Here is a 21,189-nt window from a genome sequence, read left to right on the forward strand (position 1 = left end):
TTGTTCCATTTTAGAGATTTGTTTAAGATAAGATATAACTCATTGAGATGTGTCATAGTATTCGTCGTTAGAAAACAATTATTGTGACATTATTTCAATGAGTTATCTATTTTTGTCGTGTACAGAGCTTCCTTTTATAAAAAGATCGAACTTACTCTTTCAGCCCGATTCTCATCATAAGAAAAATTACAATACGAGTGTTTTGACATTTCTCATTATTTTCTCAAATTTGGATATTTTTTTTTCAACTACACATTTCCTGAAATCCAGTACTTTCACACAAAAAAGCCATTATGGTAGAATTTGCTCAATTTGATAGGCATAAGGCCAATCTACAAGGAGCATATTTCGCATGGCGGGTCATTCCAAGTGGGCTAATACTAAGCATCGTAAAGCAAAACAAGATGCAAGCCGCGCTAAAGTATTCACAAAATTTATCCGTGAAATCGTGACAGCTGCACGCTTAGGCGGCGGTGATGTAGCGTCTAACCCACGTTTACGTGCTGTTGTTGAAAAAGCATTAGTTGCAAACATGACACGTGACACCATCAACCGTGCGATCCAACGTGGTGTGGGTGGTGAAGAAAATACCGATCTAAAAGAAGTAACCTACGAAGGATATGGCGTTGGTGGTGTTGCGGTCATCATTGAAACAATGACGGATAACTTGAACCGTACTGTTCCTGACGTTCGTCATTGCTTCTCGAAAACTGATGGTAATTTAGGTACTGCAGGTTCAGTGGCTTATATGTTTACTAAACGTGGTGAGATTACTTTTGAAGATGTTTCTTTAGAAGATCAAATCATGGACATCGCTTTAGAAGCTGGTGCTGAAGATATTGAAGTAGATGAAGATGAAATTCTAGTTATCACCACACCTGAAACTTTCGGTGAGGTTCAGGATGCACTTGCAGCAGCAGGTTTAAAATCTGATAACGCCGAAGTGGTCATGAACCCTTCAACTAAAGCGTTAATTTCAGATATCGAACAAGCGAAAAAAATCATCAAAATGATTGATATGTTTGAAGATCTAGACGACGTTCAAAACGTGTATACCAACGTTGAATTTACAGATGAAGTGATGGCTGAATTAGAAGCTCTTTAATTCAATCGAATGAAGTATAAAACGCACCCTTCGGTGCGTTTTTTATTGCCTAGCTTTCAACTGTTTGAGTTTATATATGAGGGCTGCATTTAAACCTTATTTAATAAGCCATTACAGTTAAAAACATTATATTGTTTAATTACAAAGCTCGAATGTAATGCGACCACATGTTCAATTTTACCAATGCGTTTGAGTAAAATTTCACTATAGTTTTCCATATCTCGTGCAACGACTTCCACAATAAAATCGGCAGACTGCCCTGTCACCAAAAATGCATTAATGACTTCTGGAATACTTTCTAATGCTTCTAAAAATTTAGCAAAAGTATCTGTATCATGTTTGCTTAAGGACACCTGTAGCAGCACATGCAAACTAAAGCCCAATTTTTGATAATTAATTTCACGTTTTAGACCACTGATAATATTGTGATCAATCAATTGTTTGATCCGACGATGAACTGAACTGACCGATAAATTCACCCGCTCTGACAGTTCATTTAAGTTGACATCTTCATGGGTCAAAATTTCTAAAATTTGTTTATCAAAACGGTCTAGTTCCATCAGTCTACTCCAGCCATTTTTGAAAACAGTGCTGATGATCCCGATTCATCAAACACCTGTTGTCATTTTCAATGTTATTTTAAGTTTTAAAATCAGCATTTATGTGCAAGTTTTCTCATGTATAGCATGATTTATTAAAAATAATAAAGCTCATATGCATTATGAACATAATAATTTGCATAAATATCGTGTTTAAATGAATGTTTTTTCATCAAAGTTTAGTTTTTATATTCTAAATAACGTCTTTAGACAACCTACCAATAAAGCTTCTCGATGCATTCCATTGATCTGAATAAATCAATTTCTGATAAAAGGGAAAGATATTTTATTTATATTTTTCAATTTTTTATTTTTACTTTATTTTTCAATGTGCGCTCTATGTCACATTTCTTTTTTTTCACTTATTTACTTGGTTTGGTAATTACATTAAAAAATAGCGGCGGTTCATAAATATACAAAAAAACAAAAACGGAAGAATAAACATGGCAATTAAATCACTGAGTTCACTCAGCTCAAAATTAAGTTCTGTACTTAGTCCTTCCCTACAGCTCAATACAATTAGCAGCACGGTCAGTAACCTACTTAGCCCGCTTAAACCTACAACCAACATCACGGATACGCTGACAGGATTATTAGGTAATTTAGGTGGGACAAAGTCTTTTGATTTTAGCGCACTGACTAAAACGCTGCCCCAAGTGATTAGCACGATTCAAAGTCTTACATCCAATAACGGTTCAAATTCGGATGCACTCAAGACATTGATGACAACTCTGCAACCACTCCTACAAAACTTAGGTAGCAACGCTGGCTCAGCAGAGATGAATCAGTTGGTTCAATCTTTACCTACCATTGTCAACAGCTTGCAAAGTTTACTGAGTAGCACCAATAACCAAGGCAATCTTCCTGACAATATTAGTAGCGCTGTAAATGCCATAAAACCACTGCTTGCTATGCTTGGAAGCGCAACAGGGTCAACGGATGCAACACAAATTATCAATACACTCAACCAAGTTTTAGAATATGCGCAACCCATTATTCAGATGATTGGGAGCTCGTCTTCTGGAAACATCGACTTTGGGCAAATTGCACAAGGTGCAACGAGCGCCCTCCTACCTTTATTAGCTTCAATCAATAAAGACAACTCATCTATTGATATGGAACAATTGAGTCATGCTTTACCGACTGTGATTGGAAGTGTGACCAATCTAGTGACCGCCATTTCATCAGCCAACCAAGGCAATATCCCTGAGACCATTTCAGGGGTGATCAAAGGACTTAATCCGCTTTTAGATTTACTGGCAAAAAGCGATGTCATCGATACGGATCAGGCTCAAACCGTCAAAGCGATTTATGATGTATTAAATAGCGTGAGCACCATTTTGGATGTGGTCAACAATCCATCCTTACTGACGCTTTCAACTGATTTAAATCAAGTGATTGACTCGTTGAAACCAGTCATTGCTCTGATGGACAGCAATGGTGAAGCGACTCAGTTCCTCGATCAACTGACCATTCCAGATCTTGGCGATTTACTCGGCAATCTTGCTGCAGAAAAAATTGATCTGGGTTCAATCTCGGATCAGTTCAACCAATTGACTGAAAACCTCACAGGCCAATTACCTAATATTAATGACCTATTGGAAAATTTAGGTTCTGCTCAAGGTGATTTTGATATCTCCACCATCATCCCAAGTATTAAGGATGCGCTAGGCAATATCTTCTACCCTGTTATGCCGCTGAATACTTTACAAGCCGATAGTATCAGTCCAGTGTTGAATATTATGGATATTCAACAACAAAGCTATATTTAAGGATTGAATGTCTGATGAAAAAGCGCGCTGTTAGGCGCGCTTTTTTAAAGCAGTATGACGCAAAGTTTTCATATAAAGAGCTTATACACCACGCCAATCTACACGTGCGTTACGTTCTGTTTGGTATATACGTTGCACATATTGACCTAAAGGCAAATCGCTCAAATAGGCTTTGTAAGCTTTAAACTCTTCTGACAAGGTTTCGCCATGCTCTTTTTCCCACGGCGTTCCAACAATCTCTAATATCGGCGCCAACATTGAACACACTGCAATATCAGCCAAACCTAATCGGTCGCCTACAAAATAACGCCCACCTTGTTCGATCAGACGTTGATTTAAATCAACCACAATTTCGTCCAATCGCTCACGTGAAGCCGCAACCTTATCCGTATCTAATTGATAACCTTTAGAAACCAGTGCCTTTATAATGGGCTTGGAATATTTTTCAAACTGACGTAAATAGCCCTTTTCACCAATTAAAATATCAAGTGATTCTTCACTTTCATTTAATACATGTGCCAACCCCCAACGGCGCACATGTTGGCCTAACTCAATGGAGAGTTCATTAATTTCTAAAGCGTCTTCACGCAGTTTGACATCTGGACGGATCAGACTATGTTCGGGGTAGGTCGCATCCAAGTAAAAGGCGATTTGAGTTGAATCTGCAACCCAATGATCTTGATCACGTAAAATCGGTAATTTGTTTTGCCCTGTTTTAAGCTGTGCAAATGCACGATGTACACCCGGCATTAAATTATGAGCCACATAATCCAACTCTTTATGATCGAGTAACCAGCGCGCCTTTTCACAAAAATGTGAGAGTGGAAACTGGTAGAGAGTTCGCATAAATGCTCCAAGTTTTTGTTGTAACTGTGGTTTATAAGACCCCGTAATTTTATAGGGATACTTTAGTCACTGTGTTATTGAAACACAATGTCATTTTTGCACCTATTCTGCATCCGTAGTACAACTTAAGCTTTATTCAGACGTGAATTCATCTCGATCTCAGCGCGATTCAATAAGATATACATTCTCCTTCCCATATCACCTGACTTTATTATGGCTTTCATGTAAAATCATCCACAATTTTTTTATAATACTTTGTGAGTTATTTCATGGGTTTTAACTGTGGTATTGTCGGCCTGCCGAACGTTGGTAAATCAACGCTTTTCAACGCATTAACCAAAGCTGCGATTGCTGCTGAAAACTTCCCATTCTGTACAATTGAGCCAAATACTGGGATCGTACCTGTACCTGACCCACGTATGGATAAACTTGCTGAAATTGTAAACCCGCAACGTGTTGTCCCAACCACGATGGAATTTGTAGATATCGCAGGTCTCGTTGCTGGTGCATCTAAAGGTGAAGGCCTTGGTAACCAATTCTTAGCTAACATTCGTGAAACTGATGCTATTGCACATGTTGTACGTTGTTTTGAAGACGAAAATGTCATTCACGTAAATGGCAAAATTGACCCACTTGACGATATCGCAACGATCAACACTGAACTTGCACTTGCTGACTTAGAAGCTGTTTCTAAAGCAATTACACGTCTAGCAAAATCTGCAAAAGGTGGCGATAAAGAAGCGATTGCGACCAAAGCTGTTTTAGACAAAATTTTACCTTTACTGGATGAAGGTAAACCTGCGCGTGCTGCAGACCTTGATGAAGATGAACGTAAATTGGTGCGTGGTTATGGTTTCTTAACCCTTAAACCAACCATGTATATTGCCAACGTTGCAGAAGATGGTTTCGAAAATAATCCTCACTTAGAAGCAGTACAAAAATTGGCTGCTGAAGAAAATGCGATTGTGGTTCCACTTTGCAACCAAATCGAAGCAGAAATTTCCCTACTTGAAGATGAAGATCGAGCTGAATTCCTTGAAGCGTTAGGCATGGAAGAACCAGGTTTAAATGTGGTTATTCGTGCAGGTTATGGCCTACTCGGTCTTCAAACTTACTTCACAGCGGGTGTACAAGAAGTTCGTGCTTGGACAGTGAAAATTGGTGCAACTGCACCTCAAGCTGCTGGTGTGATTCACACTGACTTCGAAAAAGGCTTTATTCGTGCTGAATGTGTTGCCTACAACGACTTCGTTCAATACAACGGTGAAGCTGGCGCTAAAGAAGCGGGTAAATGGCGTTTAGAAGGTAAAACATACATCGTTCAAGATGGCGATGTTTTACACTTCCGTTTTAACGTATAAGACAGTACCCATAAAAAGCCAGCAATTTGCTGGCTTTTTTAATTTTAGGCAAAAGCCCAAGCCAAAAAATAAGCATATTTAAAAACTTAAAACCTGCTTAAAAACAAAATTATATCGACACGAATACTTGATTTAATTGCCAAGTGGCCACAGTGCAACAACTTAACTCTCGAATATTCTGCTATAAATTTACTCATAGGCACTAATGCCTATTTTCATAGAACAATAGCAATGAAAAAAATCAGCAAAATTCTAACAGCAGGTATCTTTACAATGCTTAGTGCAACTGCGTTTGCATGTCCACAAGGCACCACACTTACAGGTGGTACAGGTGCAAACCATAAAGTTGGTACTTGTGTTTCCATTGCTAAAGATGCAAAACATCAGGAACGTACTGCTACACATGCAGCACAAGTTGCACAGCATGATGCAAAAGTCGCTCGACACGATGCAAAACAAGCCAGCCAATTGACTCAGAGTAAAGTGAAACATAATCAAAAATTAGCAAAACATGATGCAGCTCAAGCACAGCATCTTGCAACACAAGCAAAATCAGAAGCTAAAACTTCAGCCCATGCTGCCAAAGCTGCAAATACTGACGCAAAAGCAAAAATCGCTGCACAAAAGGTCGCAGCGGAACAACATAAAGCTGCTGTGAAATCATAAACAGTTGAGAATTAACACATCGCAAAAAAAAGCCGGAATTATCCGGCTTTTTTATTCAAATCATTTATGGGTGAGCAGTTTGTAATGCTTTTGCATCCATCTCTGCGCGCTGTCTTCTTGCTTCTGTCAGCATGCGTTGTTCAAGCTCTTTACGAAAGCCTAGTAGAAACACAAACTCAGCTAGGACAAATAAAGGTCCTATTGCCAAGCCAATAACATCATCCATAAACGCAGGCTTTTTCTTTTCATAATAATGGCCGATAAACTGGATGATCCACCCCACTACAAAGATCCCCACACTCCAAATCAGCCATGACATAAGGCTCATTTTTGCGATCATTAAGGCTAAGGGATACGTGACGGCAAATACCAAAAGCATAATCAAACCGAAAATTTTATCTAAACTCAGGTAATAAATAACACTGGCAATAATCAACAACAATGCAAGGGTCAGTTCAAAACCTGAAATCATTAGCCCTGCTCGTGCTGTTAGACACATAATCGAAAATACAATAAGCGGAATACCCACAAAATGCGTCAGCACATTTTTTCGATCTAAATGATATGCTGCATACTGGCTTAGCAATCTTTCAAGTTTGCTCATTAACTTACTCCTTGTTCATTCACTCATTTCACTATATAAAAAATGCATCAATAAAGTTGTCAACTAATAGACAAGTTGGACCATAAAATAAGGATATGCTGTGCTGGACGCTCAATATGTGCATCAACTCAATAAAAACGTATGGTATTCAGGCTTAAATATTTCCTTCCAAGACTTTATCTGCCGCCATGCCCTGACCTTAACTTTCGAAAAAGACGCACGTGTTTTTTTATCAGGACAGCGTTTTAATGGTATGTATGCTGTCTTAGAAGGCGCAGTTCGCTTAGGCTATATTGATATTCATGGCAAAGAAGCGATTGCCGCCATAGCTGAGCCGATTATGTGGTTTGGCGAAATATCCTTGGTTGACCAATTACCACGTTCTCACGATGCCGTCTGTACCAAAAAATCCACCTTATTACACTTACCAGCTCAAGCAATTCAGCAATTATTACAACAACACCCCGAGTTTTGGTTTCATATTGCCCAGCTCACCAGTCAAAAGCTTCGCTATGCTTTTATGGAACTCATTGCCTTACAAACGCAAAGTTTAAGTCAACGTCTCGCACAGCGCCTGCTGTTTATTTTAAATGGATATGGAAATCATTTGGAAATTGAGCAACACACCATACACATCTCGCAGGAACAACTTGCTCAACTTTTGAATTGCTCACGGCAATCAGTCAATCAGGAGCTTCAGCAATTGGAAAAAATGCAGGTGCTTCGTGTTGCGTTTAAAAAAATTGAAATTTTAGATCTAGCGCAGTTACATCAGATTGCTCATGCACTTCCTGTGCATGATGTCTGACATTTGTGATTTAAATAAGTGCATTTAATTGCACCAGAATGATTCTTTATAGTTATTTTGCTTTTATTTGTGGCACTTCGCTTTATCGAGTTTTAATCACGACAATAATTGGCAAACATTTACACTGTCAAAACCATTTGTACATGCTGCAACTTCTTGAGTTGATGCTTCTGATTTGTCTTCAGTCGCTGCTTGTACATTGACCGCTGTAGTCAAAACAGCCAAAACCGATAACTTCATTAATGTTTTTTTCATCTTAATCACCTATTCAACGTCTTTAATTTAACTTACATACTTCATCTTTTACGCAGTAATTTTTACATACTTTATCAAATAATGATAATTTTAATTTTTTATCACATTATCCATACTTTGTATCATTAATATTTTGTAGATATTAATTAAAGAGAAGGTCAGACGACTGGCGTTCTAAAATGGGGGATTTTTATCAATAAATTTTTCTCAAAAGATATTTTTACTATTCATTATCAATGCTTTATCTATTTAACTTCAGAAAAAAACCATGCAATTTGGAATTTAGCTCAATACTACTGCAGCGCACTGATTTAATTTTTTATATGAAATAGCGATGCTTTTAGGAGGATTTCCCAATACTCTATTATAGATTTATTCTTGTTTTTTGATATTTTCTAAAAAAAAAGCAGTGAAAATTCACTGCTTTGATCAAGTTAAACGCCTATTTTTTTCGGATCGGTATTTCCGAGTTCAGGGTTTTCAATCGCACCTTTGCATTGATTTTTATCACGCTCATAATCTGCTTGCTTTTGTGCAACAGTCGAACTCTGATCAATACTTTCACGTGCCCAAATTTCCAGACTTGTCAAAGCCTTACGACACAGCGCGTATTTGCCTTCAGTCACAGAATCGGTCATTTTGACATTGATACGCCATTCCGTACTCAATTTACGCGCTGGAATACGAACTTTCTCTTCCATCTGATCGACTTGTTTTGCATAAACAATCGGATCGACTTCATTGATAAACGCCCAAGCTTTGGCAGCATACTCCGTTGCATCATTGGTTAATTTGGGTGCTGCTTTAATTTCGACTTGAGCTTGTTCAGCTCCATCATTACCACAGGCCTGCAACAACACCGTGCTGCTCAATAATGAAACAATCAGTATCCCACGCATCTTTAACCTCTGCATATCCAGCTCATTTCAGCAAACATATTCGGCAATATGCTAGTGAATTCGCGTACAATACTCAATCATCATTTGACCTGTTGTTCAACTCTTTCAAAGGTGTGTCGTGTCTGAGCACAAACTTCCTACAGTTCAGCCTGCGGGTTTTTGGCAAGGTGCTAAAGATAGTCAAGCCATTATCTTTACCTATCTTCCTGTTTCTTTTGCATTTGGGGTTTCTGCGACTCAATTTGGTTTCACTGCGTGGGAAGCCTTATTTTTATCTTGCTCTATGTATGCCGGTGCCAGTCAGTTTCTCGTCGTTGCGTTACTGGGAAGTGGAACATCCATTTGGATGACTGCACTCACTGTGATTGCTCTCGATATACGCCATTTGCTCTACGGTCCTGCTTTACAAAACCTGATTCAAGACCGACTCAATTTAAAGAAAACGGCAGTTTGGGCTTGGGGTTTAACCGACGAAGTTTTTGCATCAGGTATGATCAAACTGTCGCAACGTCGTCAAGAATGGTCAGAATCTTGGATGTTAGGACTCAGCTTATTTAGTTGGCTGTCTTGGGCAACAGGCTCATTTTTAGGCGGTTTATTTGCCGATCAAGTCAGTAACCTTCCACAATTTTTACAAGCTGCACTCGACTTCCTACTGCCTGCATTGTTTTTAAGCTTTTTACTCGCAGCATTTGAGAAAAAACATACATTTGTGGTCACGGTTACAATTATTGTTTCTGCGATTGCTTGTTACTTTATCGACTTGTCTGCTGCGATTTTTATCGGTATTTCTTCTGGTATTTTTGCCGGTTTATTCAAACATTATGTCTTAAAAAAACCTGATCCTGAACATATGGGTGAAGCATCATGAATCTAGAAATTATCTTGGTCGGGATCTTGGTCGGAATTGCGAATTTTGCATCACGGTTTGGGCCATTTTTTGTTATTCAAAAATTTCAGCAAGGTTCACAACAGCGTGGTTCTTTATGGCTCAAAATCGCTTTGGGCTCGATTGGCATTGCCGCAATTAGTTCAATGTTGGTGGTTGCAACCTTACCGCCTCTGCTTGAAACCCCAAATAAAAGCTTTGCCATGTTGGTTGGATTTGCGGTGCTTGCAGGCTTGTATTTTAAGTTTAAAAAAATTGTCCCTGCTACACTGACTGCGGCACTGACTTACGGCTTAGTCTATACCTATATACCTTTTCATCTCTAAAGCCGAGACAGCGACAATCCCCCCTCAAGTACGCGCTTCTTTAGCCTGTACTTTTTAATTTGCAATATTTATGAAATAGTCAACGCATAACATAAAAAATGTAGCGAAAACCAATAGATGGCAAAGCACCATTGTATTCAAGGCAAAATTTATATTCATTCTAGACAACCATCTGAATTAAGCTGGGGACTGCAAAAGCCCATAGAAAGCGTATATTTTCAATGCTTCATTCAAAACCAGCTGTTCAGTGGTAATTTCTGCGCTGTACATTACCAACCTGCAGATCTGATCCGCGCCATTTATATAGAGAAAAATCAGCAACAAAAGATTGTGGGCTTATATAACTGCACACAGCAGATTCTGCACTTACATCCGCGTCGCCTGATGTTTTCACACATCTCGATACCCCGCTTTTTTAGGAATTTTCTGCAGCTGACCGGCTTCTTATTGATTTTTCTATTGTGTATTTTCAGCATTGGCGCATGGCTCAATTCATCATTTCACCTTCTATCGGTGGCTACAGACGCACTCTATTTCACTGCCATTTTAATTGGCTTAATATTGATTTTATGTATATGCACCGCACCACTGCTTGGTTTACTGTACTGGTCCAACTTCCATCAAACATCTGTGCAGCTCCGTGCGCTTCAATGTACAAATTTGGAAATTTTACCATTCCCTGCATCTGTAAAAAATGCAGGTATATTTAAAGTAAATTTAAATAAAAACAACTAAATACCACTTTTTAAAGATTTTCACAGGTAAATAATTACATGAACACTTACCCATAAAGATATAAAAAAAATTGTTGGACAATATCATTTATTTATGTGAACACTCGCTTATCTCTCGAACAAGTTCTGCTATGCTTAAATTCCCATAAAATCAAGCATGGATGATTTACATGAGCGTCACTATTGGTACTCCACTTCAGTCTTCAGCGTATAAAGTCTTACTGTTAGGTTCTGGTGAACTCGGTAAAGAAGTTGTGATTTCATTGCAACGTTTGGGTGTAGAAGTTCATGCTGCCGATCGTTATGACCATGCTCCTGCCATGCAAGTTGCACATTTTTCTCATACTTTAAATATGGCAGATCCTGAGGCACTTAAAGCTTTAATTGCTCAAGTTAAGCCTCATTTGATTGTTCCTGAAATTGAAGCTATTGCGACTCAAGTTTTAGTCGAGATTGAAGAACAAAATATTGCCACTGTCATTCCTTCTGCAAAAGCTGTCAACCTGACAATGAATCGTGAAGGGATTCGCCGTCTAGCTGCCGAAGAGCTTGGACTCCCGACTTCAGCCTACCGCTTTGCCAATACCCTTGAAGCGTTCCGTGCTGCATGCGATGACATTGGTTATCCAAACTTTGTTAAGCCTGTCATGTCGTCTTCGGGTAAAGGACAGTCACGTGTAAAAAGCTTTGATGAAGTCGATGCTGCTTGGGAATATGCACAAACAGGTGGACGTGTAAATCAAGGTACTGTGATCGTAGAATCACAAATTGACTTTGACTTTGAAATCACCCTGCTGACTGTTCGTGCTAAAAATGCAGAAACAGGTGAAATTGAAACATCATTTTGCGACCCGATTGGCCACCGCCAAGACGCTGGTGACTATGTAGAAAGTTGGCAGCCACAAATCATGACTGCTCTTGCTTTAGAGGAAGCCAAGCGTATTGCCAATAAAGTAACCATTGCATTAGGTGGATGTGGCATTTTTGGGGTGGAACTGTTTGTCAAAGGCGATAAAGTATGGTTTAGTGAGGTATCACCTCGTCCACACGATACAGGCCTTGTCACTCTTGCATCACAATTCCAAAGCGAATTCGAACTGCATGCACGTGCCATTCTTGGTCTGCCTGTGAATACTGCTCGACACAGTACTGCTGCAAGCGCAGTCATCTATGCAGGCGTGGATGATACCAATTTATCATTTACTGGCTTAAATCTTGCTTTGGCTAATCCAGACACCGATTTACGCCTCTTTGGTAAACCAAAAGGCTTTAAACGTCGCCGTATGGGCGTAGCAACAGCACGCGCTGAAACCACAGATCACGCGCGTGAACTTGCTCAACATGCTGCACAACAAGTCAGTGTTCAACAAAACTAAGTTTGTAACACCTTAACGGACCACTGTTCATGATCAATACGCTTCCTCTGCTGAATTACATTAAAAGTAACCACGACATTCAGGCGATTAACCAATGGCGCTCAGATGTTGAAAATCAGCTACAGGAATGCTTTGAAAATGGACAGTCGATTCGTGATGTGATTTTGGCTCGTTCGAATCTAATCGATGAAGCCTTAAAGTTCTTATGGACACATGCTGAACTCGACCAAACCGATCTCGGTTTATTTGCTGTCGGTGGCTATGGTCGCCGCGAAATGCTGCCTTACTCCGACGTCGATATCATGATTTTGTCCGAAGATGAAATCAGCCCAGAACAAGAAAAACTCATCTCCAGCTTTATTTCAACTCTTTGGGATGTTGGTAATTTCAAACCGGGCATCAGTGTGCGTACTATTAATGATTGTGTTGCTCAAGCCACCAATGATTTAACCGTGGCAACAGCGCTGATCGAAGCACGTTTGATTGTGGGCAATGAACACCTAGCCAAATGGCCACGCCGTATCGTGTCACAGACATGGACGGATAAAACCTTCTATGATGCCAAAATGCAAGAGCAAGCCAAACGCTATGCTCAACATAACAATACCGAAAGCAACTTAGAACCCGATATTAAAAATGCGCCCGGCGGTATCCGTGATATCAACCAAATCGGATGGATTGCTAAGCGTCATTTCCGTGTCAATCGCATCTATGACCTTGTACATTTGGGTTTTATTTCAGAGTTTGAACTTGGCGTTCTTGAAGAAACAGAAAGCTTTCTTTGGGAAATTCGTCATCATTTACATCGCTTAACCAAGCGCGACGAAAACCGATTATTGTTTGATTATCAACGTGACATTGCCGCTAAATTTGGCTATCAACGTGAAGAAGGTAAATCACCGAATTATCCAATCGAACAGTTCATGAAACGTTACTACCGTAGCGCTCAGCAAGTGACGACGTTAAATGAAATGCTCTTGGCTTATTTTAATGAATCTGTCATCACGCCGCGCTTGCCTGACTATGAACGTAAAATTGAAGAAATCAATGCCAATTTCAAATTAGTCGATGGCAAATTGGCGGTGCAGCATCATAAAATTTTCTCTGAAAATCCAAGTGCTATTTTAGAAATTTTCTACCTCTTGGCGAATCGTCCAGAAATTGAAGGCATTCGTGCCCGAACTTTACGTTTATTGTCACTTGCGGCAAAACGTATTGATCAAAACTTCCGTGACAATCCTGCACATCAAGCCTTATTTATGGCAATCATTCGCTCACCCTACCGTTTATATGACACCATGGTGGCGATGAAACGGTATGGTGTGCTCGGCAACTATATTCCTGCCTTTGGGCAAATCATGGGACTCATGCAATACGACTTGTTCCATATTTACACTGTCGATGCCCATACCCTATTACTACTACGTAATTTAAACCGTTTTAAAGAGCCTGAATTTGCTAAGGACTTCCCTGTCGTTAGCTCCGTATTCCAACGACTGGCGCGCCGTGACATTGTTTATTTAGCGGCAATTTTCCATGATATCGCCAAGGGTCGCGGCGGTGACCACAGTGAACTTGGTGCAGCAGATGCAATTGAATTCTGCCGTACCCATGGGTTTACTGAACGTGAATGCAACCTTGTCGCATGGTTGATTCAAAACCATCTATTGATGTCCGTTACTTCTCAGAAAAAAGACATTTCCGATCCAGATGTGGTGAAAGAATTTGCTGAGAAAATGGGCGACATGGAACATCTCGACTATCTTTACACATTGACAGTTGCTGATATCAATGCAACTAATCCGACGCTTTGGAATACATGGCGTGCATCCCTCATGCGCCAACTGTATACACAAGCGCGTGATGTGATTCGTTCTGGTTTGGGTCGTCCTGTAGATTATCCAATGCTGATCGAAGACACTAAATTTGCGGCCAGTGAACTATTAGTCAACGATTTTTCGCTCTACGATGTAGAAACTGTTTGGCAAGAACTCGGTGATGAATATTTCCTGAAAGAATCTGCCGATGAAATCGCATGGCATACGCGCGCCATTTTAAAACATGGTAATAATGCAGAACCATTGGTACTGATGCGAGCACATCGCAAATTTGCACAAGATGCAGTACAGATCTTTATTTACACCCAAGATCAGCCTAACTTGTTTGCAACAACAGTGGCAATTTTGGACAGAATGAATTTAGACGTTCAGGATGCTCGGATTATTACTGCATCCACTGCATTTAGTTTGGACACCTATGTTGTACTTGACCGTTTTGGCACCTTATTAACAGATCCAGAGCGTGAGCAAACCGTTATTGAAGCGCTTAAAAAAGCCTTGAGCCAATCTGACAAGTACCCAGGCCTGATGCAACGTCGCATTCCACGTCAACTGCGTCATTTTGATATTGAAAATACCGTGAGTATTTCTTTTAATGAAGCGCTTCAACAAAATATGGTTGAAATTGCGACACTTGACCATCCGGGCTTACTCGCTAAAGTCGGTGGTTTATTTATGATGCAAGGCCTAGATATTCACTCTGCGAAAATTGCGACGCTCGGTGAACGTGCTGAAGATATTTTCTATGTCACTAAAAAAGATGGCTCACCTATGAGCGATTCAGAAGCGGAAACGTTTGCTGCACAATTAAAGTCAGCACTCGATGAAGCTTCGAATCAGGTTTGTAGTCATCATTAACTTAAATTGATCGGTATCCATTCCATGAACTCCAGTTTGTCATTATTACACCCTTATCCATTTGAAAAGCTAAATAAGCTATTTCAGGATGTGAAACCCGCAGATTTGCCTTTGATTCCCCTATCGATTGGTGAGCCAAAGCATCCTGCACCGGAGTTTGTGAAACAGGCCATTATTGATAATTTTCAGCACTTATCCACTTACCCAAACAGCAAGGGTTTACCTGAGCTTCGTACGAGCATTGCAAACTGGTTAACCCGTCGCTTTAAACTCAATAGCATCAGTGCAGAGACCAACGTACTGCCGGTGTCAGGTACGCGTGAAGCGATCTTCTCGTTTGTACAAGCTTTGATTAAACGTGAAGATGCCCCTTATGTGGTGATGCCAAATCCGTTCTACCAAATCTATGAAGGCGCAACTTTACTTGCGGGTGCAGAACCTTACTTCATCAACTGTACAGAAGAAAATAACTACCTTGGTGACTTTGACGCTGTGCCAGCTGAAGTTTGGGAAAAAACCGCTTTACTGTTTGTCTGCACACCGGGTAATCCTACAGGTGCAGTACTTTCTAAAGAACAGTTTAAAAAACTGATCGCTCTGTCTGACCAATATAATTTTGTGATTGCATCTGATGAATGCTACTCAGAGCTTTGGTTTGATGAAGCACCCATTGGTCTACTTGAAGTTTGTGCTGAATTGGGCCGTGATGACTATAAAAACTGCGTGGTATTCCACTCATTGTCTAAGCGCTCTAACTTACCGGGTATGCGTTCTGGCTTTGTTGCAGGTGACGCGGCACTTTTAAAACCTTATTTACAATACCGTACTTATCATGGCGCTGCGATGCCTGTTCAACACCAGTTAGCTTCAATTGCAGCTTGGGATGACGAAGCACACGTCGAAGAAAACCGCGTCCAGTACCGTGCAAAATTTGAATTATTCCAACGCGAACTGGGTCACCTACTACCATTACAAAAACCTGATGCAGGGTTCTACTACTGGTTAAAAGTGGATAATGATGAAACTTTTGCCAAAATGCTTATGGAAAAAGCACACGTTAAAGTGCTTCCAGGCCGTTATTTATCACGTGATACAGCACAAGGTAATCCGGGTGAAAATCATGTCCGCTTAGCTCTGGTTGCTGATATTGCACAATGTGAAGAAGTGATTCGTCGCTTAAAAGCAGTACTTTAATTGATTTAAAGTGTTCTGCTTAAAATAAATGCCCCCTAATTTGGGGCATTTTTATTTGAGTCATTTCTTAACATTCGTTCAGAGCTAATCATCTAGCAATAATTACTTATAAACAATCATTGAGAAATCATTGAACACTATTAGAAATCAAATGTACCACCCAATTTAAATGTTCGAGGTTCGCTCAGTGTTAAACGCTGTATGAAAAATAAGTATGGTCATAACGGATTGTTGTAAAGCGAATAGATAAGCAGACATCTGAAAGGTTTTAGATAGTTGCAAAGTAATATCTTTCATTATCAATTAGATGCACCAGTAATAACAGATCATTTATGGAACTTAAAATTTGCCTTATGCTATAAGCTTATTGAGGTGGATGAAGAGCAAATTCATGTTCAACGGTATAACTGAGATTTTTATCAACCATCGGAATAGGTTCAAGTCGTGCAACTAATAAGGATTTTTGTACTTTTTGATCAAAGTTTTTAGAGCCTGAACTTGCAATGAGTTTTGAGCCACCAATATAGCCTGTTGCAGCAATTACTGTAAGCTGTAGTTTGACAGGTTGTTTATATGTTTTCATCTCAGACGCAGACAGCACATATTGCGGTGCATTTACCCAAGAAACTTCATACATTTTCGGTTTTACATGTGGATCAATTACATCTGCAACACGCGTAGGTTGGTATTCTTTTATAGGTGTTTTTAACAATTGCAATAATGCGTTGACCCGAGCATCTGTAGTACGGTCTAGATTGCTTGCAACAACAGACATTTTTGTAGGTTCAGATGCACTTGGAGTGCTATCTGCCCAAGCTAACCCCACACATACGAGTAAAAAAAACGTTAAAACACAAATTCGACGTTTAACCATCTGCTTAAACAATGTTATGACCTTCAAATAAAGACACTTCAGTATAAAACATCCAAAAAATAAAGACGCTTCCGCGCCTTTATATCAACCTCAGTTCGGCCAATAATTCACTTCATTTTGACTGAGCTAAAGCTTTTTCAATATCTTCATTCAATGTTTCAGGCTTGGTCGTGGGTGCATAGCGGTTTAAGACCTGACCATTTTTTCCAATTAAAAACTTCGTAAAATTCCACTTAATGCCATTTCCCAATACGCCTTTCGAGTTATTGGTTAAATAACGGAAAATCACATGCGCTTCACGGCCTTTTACATTCACTTTGGCAAACATCGGAAAAGATACGCCATAGTTTTTTTGACAAAATGCGCCAATTTGATCATTTGAACCCGGATCTTGTCCGCCAAATTGGTTGCATGGAAAACCTAAAACCTCAAAACCTTGATCTTTATATTGTTCGTAAATTTTCTCCAAACCAGCAAATTGAGGAGTAAACCCACATTTACTAGCGGTATTTACAATTAATAAAACTTTGCCTTCATAATCTGCAAAGGATTTATTACTTCCGTCCAGTAATTCTGCTTCAAACTGGTGAATGGTGGTCATGGATAAGTTTCCTCATCATTTTTTTGTTTTGTTTCTAATTCTAAGGATGCTGAATTAATACAATAACGCAATCCAGTCGGCTGTGGTCCATCAGGGAAAACATGCCCTAAATGTGCGTCACAATGATGACAAACAATTTCTGTTCTGACCATACCGTGTGTCGTATCTACATTTTCTTCTACTGCAGCAGGTTCAATCGGCTTATAAAAGCTCGGCCAACCACAACCGCTATCGTATTTTGTTTCAGAAGAAAAAAGCGGTTCCCCGCAACAACGACATACATACGTGCCAGCTTGTTTCGTATTCCAATATTTTCCAGTGAAAGCTTGCTCCGTGCCTTTCTGACGCGTTATGCGAAACTCTTCTGGCGACAATTCTCTTTGCCATTCTCTTTCTGTTTTATTGAGTTTTCCCATGATGACGTCCCTTTATATCGTGGTATTTAAAATAGGATAATCCTATATTTACGTCATTCAATCTTAAATTTCTAGTCTTTATTCAACAATTTACAAAATCTATATAATGACCCAAAAAGCAAAAAGTAAGCAAATATAAAATCGTGGTGAGCAAAATACAAAATTAAATGCTTTTTTGTGAGCACCTTTAGTGATAATCTTAGCGCTACTCTTGCTCAGGATTAAAAAATGTCGCAGAAAAAGAGCGTAATTTTTAAAAATCTGCTGCCCGTGATCAAACAATATCAACAGGCAGGGTTTACGCATGAAAAAATAGTTACTTTACTCAGAGACGAACATCATCTCGATTTAGTAACGACCGAGACATTTAAAAGCTATTTATACCGTTATGCAAAAGTGACCTCCACTCTTTCCGAGAATATAAAAATGCCGAATACGTTTAACACCCCACGCGAAATTAAGAAATCGTCTAAGCTCGAGCATGTTTGCTACGACATTCGCGGACCAGTGTTACGAGCGGCCAATGAGATGGAAGAGGCTGGCCATAAAATTATTAAATTAAATATTGGTAACCCTGCTCCTTTTGGTTTTGAAGCACCTCAAGAAATTATTAACGACGTGGCACTCAACCTGCCTAATGCAATTGGTTATACCGACTCAAAAGGCATCTTCCCTGCGCGTAAAGCGATTTGTCAGTATTATCAACAAAAAGGCATCTTAAACATGCACGTGAATGACGTGTATGTCGGAAATGGCGTATCTGAACTGATCGTGATGGCAATGCAAGGCTTGCTCGACGATGGCGACGAAATGCTAGTGCCTATGCCAGATTATCCGCTTTGGACAGCAGCAGTTAACCTTTCTGGCGGTACAGCTATTCACTATAAATGTGATGAAGAAAATTTCTGGTATCCAGATATTGCCGACATGGAAAGTAAAATCACCCCGAATACCCGCGGTATCGTGGTGATTAACCCGAACAACCCAACAGGTGCGGTTTACCCACGTCATGTGCTTGAGCAAATTGTAGCTCTTGCGAAGAAATACGACTTAATTTTATTTGCTGATGAAATTTACGACAAGATCGTTTATGACGGTATTGAGCACGTCTCTGTTGCTTCATTGGCGGGCGATCAGCTGTGTATTTCTTTCAATGGCTTATCTAAAGCGTATCGAATTGCCGGTTACCGTTCAGGCTGGATGGCAATTACAGGCGATAAATCACGTGCACTAGACTATATTGAAGGTTTAGACATGTTGGCGTCGATGCGTCTCTGTGCCAACCACCAAGCGCAATATGCGATTCAAACAGCTTTAGGCGGTTATCAATCAATTAATGATCTCATCCGTCCGGGCGGCCGTTTATATGAACAACGTAACATTGCTTGGGAAATGTTGAATGATATTCCAGGTGTGTCTTGTGTGAAACCAGAGGGTGCTATGTACTGCTTCCCTAAACTGGACCCTGAAATTTACCCAATTCAAGACGATGAGAAATTCATGCTAGATTTCCTCCGTGCTGAAAAAGTGCTTTTGGTTCAAGGTACGGGCTTTAACTGGCCGACACCTGATCATTTCCGTGTGGTGTTCTTGCCTGCTGAAAATGAACTACGTGAAGCACTCACTCGTTTAGGTCGTTTCTTGGCGAAAATGCGTTAATTCATAAGTGCTTTAAAAATATAAAACCGTACGCCATGTACGGTTTTTTTATTACTGTATCTTTAAATTTGATTTCTTACTGTACGCACACCACAGCTATCTTTTTGAATAGTTAAATTTTTAAGAATTAATTTTTAGCTTAGACCTTAGTCAAAACTTTAAGATCTGTTGATTTTTCTATAGCCTATTCATGTTATTTTTTAACCAATCATAAAAATACATGAGTACAGGATGTTCTCTAACAAAATTAAACTGAGCCTATTTCTCTGTCTAAGCATGTGCCTAGGCATCGGGATATTACGTTTTTCCTATACCGCACTCCTCCCTTCAACCCGTGAAGCATTTGGTTGGAGCCCAAGTTTTGCCAGCATCTTAGGCAGTGCCAATTTGCTCGGCTACTTGATCGGTGCATTTTGGGCCATGAAATTACCCCAAAATAAAAGCATGGTGAATTATATCCAACTCGCAGCTATTGCAGGGACACTCAGTTTACTCAGTTGTGCATTTTCAGGTTTTTCAGAACTTTGGTATAGCACTTGGCGCGTTATTTCAGGGATCAGCGGCGGCTTACTAATGATCCTCTCCCCAAGTGTCGTGGCCCAATGTTCACAGCTTCAAGACCGCTTTAAAATCAACTTTATTGGTTTCAGTGGTATTGGCTTAGGGGTGTTAATGGCAACGCTATTTTTGCCTTACATCCAAGATATTTCGACAATGTGGGCTTGGTTGATTTTGTTTTCTTTTTCAAGCCTGATTTGTATGTTACTCAGCGTGCTTTTGAAGAGTTTTAAATTACAGCTCACAACACTCACCGCGATTCCTGCAGTAGAACATAAAGTCGATGGAATTTTCTATTGTCTCTTAATTGTGTATAGCACCAGTGCATTTGCTTACGTGCCCCATTCATTATTTTGGATTGACTATTTAACTCACACCCTACACCTGAGCCCGATCGGGATCAATTTCAATTGGATTTTATATGGTCTAGGAAGTGCTTTAGGAGCCTTTGCTGCTTACTGCTTGGCACAAAAACTGGGAAATATTAGTGCTCTTAAAATATTATATAGCAGCTATGTCTTGGCGATTTTTATAGCAATTATTAATATCCATCCACTTTTTACTTTTTTATCTTCTTTTGCTACAGGCCTGCTCAATCCAGCAGTGGTTTTTCTCACCTCTTATACCATTCTGCAAATCTATGGTAGCGCCTATAAAAAGCTCTGGAGTATTGCAACCCTGTGCTTTGCATCTATTCAATTAATCGGTGGTATAAGCTTTAGTTTTTTACAGCGAATTGGTATTGATTATTCACAGCAATTTATTTTGGCCGCATGCGTACTCTGCATTGGAACAATGCAACTCTTTTGGTTCACTCGAACAGCAAAATTAAGTAAGCATCTCGTCTAGGTAGATCACAAGACATTCAACTACATCACCAATCATGTATATAAAGAAAAGACCTATTTAAATAGGTCTTTTCTTTTTGATAAATCGTGAATGGACTAAGCT

Annotated in this window: 21 protein-coding genes; 13 read left to right on the forward strand and 8 right to left on the reverse strand. The window is 39.7% G+C overall.

Annotation, left to right across the window (positions count from 1 at the left end; translation table 11 throughout):
* The first annotated feature begins 352 nt into the window (after nt 1–352).
* Complete coding sequence (locus tag FTU13_RS15340; protein ID WP_078194353.1) at nt 353–1,105, forward strand: YebC/PmpR family DNA-binding transcriptional regulator; 753 nt, start codon at nt 353–355, stop codon at nt 1,103–1,105.
* Between the two features lie 89 nt (nt 1,106–1,194).
* On the opposite strand, the gene FTU13_RS15345 is transcribed toward FTU13_RS15340, so the two are convergent.
* Entirely contained in the window at nt 1,195–1,665 is a 471-nt protein-coding gene (locus FTU13_RS15345; RefSeq protein ID WP_111885999.1) for an Lrp/AsnC family transcriptional regulator, read from the reverse strand.
* 482 nt (nt 1,666–2,147) lie between these two features.
* Between FTU13_RS15345 and FTU13_RS15350 the strand changes: the two genes are divergently transcribed.
* On the forward strand, nt 2,148–3,476 hold the full coding sequence (locus FTU13_RS15350) for a hypothetical protein (protein ID WP_180161130.1): 1,329 nt from the start codon (nt 2,148–2,150) through the stop codon (nt 3,474–3,476).
* 81 nt (nt 3,477–3,557) lie between these two features.
* On the opposite strand, the gene FTU13_RS15355 is transcribed toward FTU13_RS15350, so the two are convergent.
* On the reverse strand, nt 3,558–4,322 hold the full coding sequence (locus FTU13_RS15355) for a glutathione S-transferase family protein (protein WP_180012150.1): 765 nt from the start codon (nt 4,320–4,322) through the stop codon (nt 3,558–3,560).
* Between the two features lie 269 nt (nt 4,323–4,591).
* Here FTU13_RS15355 and ychF point away from each other — a divergent pair, with 269 nt between their 5' ends.
* Nucleotides 4,592–5,683, forward strand: a complete 1,092-nt coding sequence (gene ychF / locus FTU13_RS15360) for a redox-regulated ATPase YchF (RefSeq protein ID WP_078189045.1) — start codon at nt 4,592–4,594, stop codon at nt 5,681–5,683.
* A gap of 231 nt (nt 5,684–5,914) precedes the next feature.
* The gene (locus FTU13_RS15365) at nt 5,915–6,349 is read left to right on the forward strand and encodes a hypothetical protein (RefSeq protein ID WP_180134442.1); all 435 of its coding nucleotides are present in this window, start codon (nt 5,915–5,917) and stop codon (nt 6,347–6,349) included.
* A 64-nt stretch (nt 6,350–6,413) separates the two neighbouring features.
* Here FTU13_RS15365 and FTU13_RS15370 read toward each other — a convergent pair whose 3' ends face one another.
* Nucleotides 6,414–6,953 carry a DUF962 domain-containing protein gene (locus tag FTU13_RS15370; protein ID WP_078194358.1) on the reverse strand — a complete coding sequence of 180 codons (540 nt, stop codon included), beginning with the start codon at nt 6,951–6,953 and terminating at the stop codon, nt 6,414–6,416.
* 100 nt (nt 6,954–7,053) lie between these two features.
* Between FTU13_RS15370 and FTU13_RS15375 the strand changes: the two genes are divergently transcribed.
* The gene (locus FTU13_RS15375; protein ID WP_180115303.1) at nt 7,054–7,761 is read left to right on the forward strand and encodes a Crp/Fnr family transcriptional regulator; all 708 of its coding nucleotides are present in this window, start codon (nt 7,054–7,056) and stop codon (nt 7,759–7,761) included.
* 96 nt (nt 7,762–7,857) lie between these two features.
* On the opposite strand, the gene FTU13_RS15380 is transcribed toward FTU13_RS15375, so the two are convergent.
* Nucleotides 7,858–8,016, reverse strand: a complete 159-nt coding sequence (locus FTU13_RS15380) for a hypothetical protein (RefSeq protein WP_227591814.1) — start codon at nt 8,014–8,016, stop codon at nt 7,858–7,860.
* 434 nt (nt 8,017–8,450) lie between these two features.
* The gene (locus FTU13_RS15385; RefSeq protein WP_180115304.1) at nt 8,451–8,930 is read right to left on the reverse strand and encodes a hypothetical protein; all 480 of its coding nucleotides are present in this window, start codon (nt 8,928–8,930) and stop codon (nt 8,451–8,453) included.
* A 103-nt stretch (nt 8,931–9,033) separates the two neighbouring features.
* On the opposite strand from FTU13_RS15385, the gene FTU13_RS15390 reads away from it, so the two are divergent.
* The 6 genes from FTU13_RS15390 to dapC all read left to right on the forward strand — a co-directional run bounded on the left by FTU13_RS15390 (nt 9,034) and on the right by dapC (nt 16,130).
* A complete protein-coding gene (locus tag FTU13_RS15390) occupies nt 9,034–9,786 on the forward strand; it encodes an AzlC family ABC transporter permease (protein ID WP_078194362.1) in 753 nt (250 codons plus the stop codon).
* Nucleotides 9,783–10,130, forward strand: a complete 348-nt coding sequence (gene ygaH / locus FTU13_RS15395; protein ID WP_078189050.1) for an L-valine transporter subunit YgaH — start codon at nt 9,783–9,785, stop codon at nt 10,128–10,130. Before FTU13_RS15390 ends, ygaH begins: the two co-directional genes overlap by 4 nt.
* A gap of 117 nt (nt 10,131–10,247) precedes the next feature.
* On the forward strand, nt 10,248–10,865 hold the full coding sequence (locus tag FTU13_RS15400; RefSeq protein WP_180128752.1) for a hypothetical protein: 618 nt from the start codon (nt 10,248–10,250) through the stop codon (nt 10,863–10,865).
* 160 nt (nt 10,866–11,025) lie between these two features.
* On the forward strand, nt 11,026–12,240 hold the full coding sequence (gene purT, locus FTU13_RS15405; protein WP_180128753.1) for a formate-dependent phosphoribosylglycinamide formyltransferase: 1,215 nt from the start codon (nt 11,026–11,028) through the stop codon (nt 12,238–12,240).
* A 29-nt stretch (nt 12,241–12,269) separates the two neighbouring features.
* Complete coding sequence (glnD, locus tag FTU13_RS15410) at nt 12,270–14,936, forward strand: [protein-PII] uridylyltransferase (protein WP_111885989.1); 2,667 nt, start codon at nt 12,270–12,272, stop codon at nt 14,934–14,936.
* Nucleotides 14,937–14,960: 24 nt separating this feature from the next.
* On the forward strand, nt 14,961–16,130 hold the full coding sequence (gene dapC / locus FTU13_RS15415) for a succinyldiaminopimelate transaminase (protein WP_180128755.1): 1,170 nt from the start codon (nt 14,961–14,963) through the stop codon (nt 16,128–16,130).
* Between the two features lie 364 nt (nt 16,131–16,494).
* Here dapC and FTU13_RS15420 read toward each other — a convergent pair whose 3' ends face one another.
* The 3 genes from FTU13_RS15420 to msrB form a co-directional block, all read right to left on the reverse strand.
* Nucleotides 16,495–17,004 carry an energy transducer TonB gene (locus tag FTU13_RS15420; RefSeq protein ID WP_180128756.1) on the reverse strand — a complete coding sequence of 170 codons (510 nt, stop codon included), beginning with the start codon at nt 17,002–17,004 and terminating at the stop codon, nt 16,495–16,497.
* 112 nt (nt 17,005–17,116) lie between these two features.
* Nucleotides 17,117–17,605, reverse strand: a complete 489-nt coding sequence (locus tag FTU13_RS15425; RefSeq protein WP_180128757.1) for a glutathione peroxidase — start codon at nt 17,603–17,605, stop codon at nt 17,117–17,119.
* Nucleotides 17,602–18,021, reverse strand: coding sequence for a peptide-methionine (R)-S-oxide reductase MsrB (msrB, locus tag FTU13_RS15430; protein ID WP_180004102.1), 420 nt, complete (start codon nt 18,019–18,021; stop codon nt 17,602–17,604). The genes FTU13_RS15425 and msrB overlap by 4 nt, the downstream gene beginning before the upstream one ends.
* 228 nt (nt 18,022–18,249) lie before the next feature.
* Between msrB and FTU13_RS15435 the strand changes: the two genes are divergently transcribed.
* Together FTU13_RS15435 and FTU13_RS15440 are read left to right on the forward strand one after the other, a co-directional pair.
* Nucleotides 18,250–19,680 carry a pyridoxal phosphate-dependent aminotransferase gene (locus tag FTU13_RS15435; RefSeq protein WP_180128759.1) on the forward strand — a complete coding sequence of 477 codons (1,431 nt, stop codon included), beginning with the start codon at nt 18,250–18,252 and terminating at the stop codon, nt 19,678–19,680.
* Between the two features lie 231 nt (nt 19,681–19,911).
* Nucleotides 19,912–21,087 carry a YbfB/YjiJ family MFS transporter gene (locus FTU13_RS15440; protein WP_180128760.1) on the forward strand — a complete coding sequence of 392 codons (1,176 nt, stop codon included), beginning with the start codon at nt 19,912–19,914 and terminating at the stop codon, nt 21,085–21,087.
* Nucleotides 21,088–21,189 lie beyond the last annotated feature (102 nt).

This window comes from Acinetobacter sp. YH12064, from assembly GCF_013419735.1.
GTDB lineage: Bacteria > Pseudomonadota > Gammaproteobacteria > Pseudomonadales > Moraxellaceae > Acinetobacter > Acinetobacter amyesii.

Bases quoted from the DNA above. Each gene is read 5' to 3' on its own strand.
- FTU13_RS15340 (WP_078194353.1), top strand. From the start codon at position 353: ATGGCGGGTCATTCCAAGTGGGCTAATACTAAGCATCGTAAAGCAAAA.
- FTU13_RS15365 (WP_180134442.1), top strand. From the start codon at position 5,915: ATGAAAAAAATCAGCAAAATTCTAACAGCAGGTATCTTTACAATGCTT.
- FTU13_RS15385 (WP_180115304.1), bottom strand. From the start codon at position 8,930: ATGCAGAGGTTAAAGATGCGTGGGATACTGATTGTTTCATTATTGAGC.
- FTU13_RS15435 (WP_180128759.1), top strand. From the start codon at position 18,250: ATGTCGCAGAAAAAGAGCGTAATTTTTAAAAATCTGCTGCCCGTGATC.
- ychF (WP_078189045.1), top strand. From the start codon at position 4,592: ATGGGTTTTAACTGTGGTATTGTCGGCCTGCCGAACGTTGGTAAATCA.
- purT (WP_180128753.1), top strand. From the start codon at position 11,026: ATGATTTACATGAGCGTCACTATTGGTACTCCACTTCAGTCTTCAGCG.
- FTU13_RS15370 (WP_078194358.1), bottom strand. From the start codon at position 6,953: ATGAGCAAACTTGAAAGATTGCTAAGCCAGTATGCAGCATATCATTTA.
- FTU13_RS15380 (WP_227591814.1), bottom strand. From the start codon at position 8,016: ATGAAAAAAACATTAATGAAGTTATCGGTTTTGGCTGTTTTGACTACA.
- FTU13_RS15440 (WP_180128760.1), top strand. From the start codon at position 19,912: ATGTTCTCTAACAAAATTAAACTGAGCCTATTTCTCTGTCTAAGCATG.
- dapC (WP_180128755.1), top strand. From the start codon at position 14,961: ATGAACTCCAGTTTGTCATTATTACACCCTTATCCATTTGAAAAGCTA.
- FTU13_RS15420 (WP_180128756.1), bottom strand. From the start codon at position 17,004: ATGGTTAAACGTCGAATTTGTGTTTTAACGTTTTTTTTACTCGTATGT.
- FTU13_RS15355 (WP_180012150.1), bottom strand. From the start codon at position 4,322: ATGCGAACTCTCTACCAGTTTCCACTCTCACATTTTTGTGAAAAGGCG.
- glnD (WP_111885989.1), top strand. From the start codon at position 12,270: ATGATCAATACGCTTCCTCTGCTGAATTACATTAAAAGTAACCACGAC.
- msrB (WP_180004102.1), bottom strand. From the start codon at position 18,021: ATGGGAAAACTCAATAAAACAGAAAGAGAATGGCAAAGAGAATTGTCG.
- FTU13_RS15350 (WP_180161130.1), top strand. From the start codon at position 2,148: ATGGCAATTAAATCACTGAGTTCACTCAGCTCAAAATTAAGTTCTGTA.
- FTU13_RS15400 (WP_180128752.1), top strand. From the start codon at position 10,248: ATGGCAAAGCACCATTGTATTCAAGGCAAAATTTATATTCATTCTAGA.
- FTU13_RS15345 (WP_111885999.1), bottom strand. From the start codon at position 1,665: ATGGAACTAGACCGTTTTGATAAACAAATTTTAGAAATTTTGACCCAT.
- ygaH (WP_078189050.1), top strand. From the start codon at position 9,783: ATGAATCTAGAAATTATCTTGGTCGGGATCTTGGTCGGAATTGCGAAT.
- FTU13_RS15425 (WP_180128757.1), bottom strand. From the start codon at position 17,605: ATGACCACCATTCACCAGTTTGAAGCAGAATTACTGGACGGAAGTAAT.